Genomic DNA, 2,283 nt, shown 5'->3' with positions numbered 1-2,283 from the left:
CGCCGGGTGCGGCAGGAACGGGGCGAGCAGGTGGTCGGCGTCGACCCCGCCCGCCTCGAACCGCGCGAACGCGGCGCGGGCGGGCGTTGCGCCCTCCCCGAGGGCGACCGATCCCGGCCCGACCACGACCGCACCGATCCGGCCGTCGCCGACATCCGACAGGCGAAGGTCCTTCAGGCTGGCGACGGCCGAGCCGAGGGTGATCGCGAGGTCCGGCACCACGATCTCGCGGGCCTTCATCGCCGCGAGGCGCTCGCGCAGGTCGCCGGGCGCGGCGGGGTCGAGGAGCCGGGCGACGTCCTCGCGCGTCAGGGACGTGCCGCGCACCTCGATGCGGGGCGCGGTGAGCGTCATCGCGTCGGAGACGTAGCGGACGCCCTCGGCGACGAGGCCGTCGGCACCGAGGGCGGAGATGGCGGACGCGGGCGCGGCGCCGCGGGAGAAGAACTCGGACGCCCTCGGCTTGGCGGGCCGCTCCTCGGCGTCGCGCGCGAAGAAGTCGGAACTCCGCGGCTTCGGCGCCTGCGCCGACGCGACGGCGATGCAGCCGAGGATCAGGACGGCTGATGGCAGGATCGGTTTCATGGCGGAGGGGCGTCCGGGCGTCGCGGTGCATCCACGAAGCGCAGCGCGCCGGATTTGTCGAGGCCGGCGGCCGCCGCATCCCCCGACGACGCGCCGAATCCCGGCGGCCCGAGGGGCTTGCCCGCCGCGTCCCGTCAGGAACCGGTCGCGAGCGCCGCCTGCCCGCGTACCTTCGGAGGCACGATCCGGGTGGCGCGGGCGATCCGGCGCAGGCCGAGGGCCGCCAGCAGCCCCGCGGCGACCAGGAACGGGCTCGCGACGACGAGCGCCGCCACGACCTCGGAGCCGATCAGCACCGCGAGCGCCTTCACCATCGCGTCGAGGAAGACGAAGAACGCCGCGACGAGCAGCACGACGATCGTTCCCAGAAGCGCGAGCAGGCCGATCAGTGCGCGGATGTTGCCGTCGATCTCGGTCCGCGCGAGGTCGAGCGTGCGCCCGACGAGGCGGCTCGACTCGCGCAGCATCCCGAGGGTCAGCGCCAAGGTGCTCGCGGGTGTGCTCTCGGAGGTGCGATCCTGCATCGAGGGGAGCCGTCGTTCAGTCAGAGGGGCCGGCAAGGGCGCCAGGCAAGCACGCACCACCGCGGCGCGGCTACCAACCCCGGATGCGACCGGGCGTTCCCGGTGGGACGGCCTGCGTCCGGCTTCAGCGCGGCGAGACGGCTTCGAACCCGTCCCGGAGGCGCAGGCCCGCGACCCGTCCCGCATCCCAGATCGCGGCGAAGACCGCGTGGACCGCGCCGGCGACGAGGACGAAGGCGGCGACCGCGCAGAGGGGAAGGCCGAGGAGAAGCCCGATCACGAGCCGGGCGGCGACGCGCTCGGCGAGGCGGCGTTCGAGCCGCGCGCCCGGGGCGAGGTCGAGCAGGCGTTCGTAGAGCATGGGGCACCCGCGCGATCGAGGACGGCGGAATTCGGCAGGGCCGCCAGACCCGAGGTGGCGGCACGACGGCGACGCAGGAACGCGGGCGACGCAGGACGACGTAATGCCGGGTCAACGACGCTGCCGGGCCGCCGTTGCATGGGCGGCCCGAAAAACCGCGACGGCCGCGTCAGCGCATCCCGGCGCTGGTGAAGACCTGCGCCGCCGGGGCGATCACGACGAGGTTCCCGCACGGCGCCTGACGCGAGAGCACCGCGCTGGCCACGCCCCAGACGAACAGGCCGCGCCGGTCCTGCCCGACCACGGGCCCGCCGGAATCGCCGAAGCAGACGCGGCCGCCGTTCACGCGGGCGACCGTCAGCCCGGTGCTCGACGCCGCGACGGGCGTCAGGCCGACCGTGCGCAGCCGGCCGACCGTGCGGCCGGACACGCCGGTCCCGGCGACGCGCAGGCTGCGGGGCACCCGGCTCGGATCGGTGGCGAGCGGCACCGGCACGCGGTCGCGCACCGGCTCGGCGAGGCGCAGGACGGCGAGGTCGAGCGACAGGGCGTTCAGGTCGACGTCGACCACGTTCGAGGTCATCTGCCCGGGGTCGGGGCTGTAGCGCGCGGTCACGCGGGCGGTGCGGACCGGCTTCACCGGCTCGCTGCCGCGGAAGAACACGACGAGCGAGCCGAGCGGATCGCCGTTGACGCAATGGGCCGCCGTGAGGATCAGGTCCGGGGCGATCAGGACGCCGGTGCAGCGCGAGAGGTGCAGGCCGTCCCCGGGGTCGGTCACGGTGCCGAGCCCGACGGTGGCCTGCGCGAGCG

4 protein-coding genes are annotated in these 2,283 nt (G+C 75.3%); all 4 read right to left on the bottom strand.

Translation table 11 applies throughout. The annotated features are described in order from the left end of the window. A partial coding sequence (locus FV229_RS26530; RefSeq protein WP_147754769.1) for a hypothetical protein occupies window positions 1-585 on the bottom strand: 585 nt, incomplete at its 3' end. Between the two features lie 134 nt (window positions 586-719). Next, window positions 720-1,109 (bottom strand): phage holin family protein, encoded by a 390-nt coding sequence (locus tag FV229_RS26525; protein ID WP_187275299.1) that lies wholly within the window; start codon window positions 1,107-1,109, stop codon window positions 720-722. Window positions 1,110-1,233: 124 nt separating this feature from the next. Then, entirely contained in the window at window positions 1,234-1,470 is a 237-nt protein-coding gene (locus FV229_RS26520) for a hypothetical protein (protein ID WP_147754767.1), read from the bottom strand. Between the two features lie 169 nt (window positions 1,471-1,639). Further along, a partial coding sequence (locus FV229_RS26515) for a trypsin-like serine protease (RefSeq protein ID WP_147754766.1) occupies window positions 1,640-2,283 on the bottom strand: 644 nt, incomplete at its 5' end.

This window comes from Methylobacterium sp. WL120 (genome assembly GCF_008039465.1).
GTDB lineage: Bacteria > Pseudomonadota > Alphaproteobacteria > Rhizobiales > Beijerinckiaceae > Methylobacterium > Methylobacterium cerastii.
This window is presented reverse-complemented; position numbering and strand designations above follow the sequence as displayed.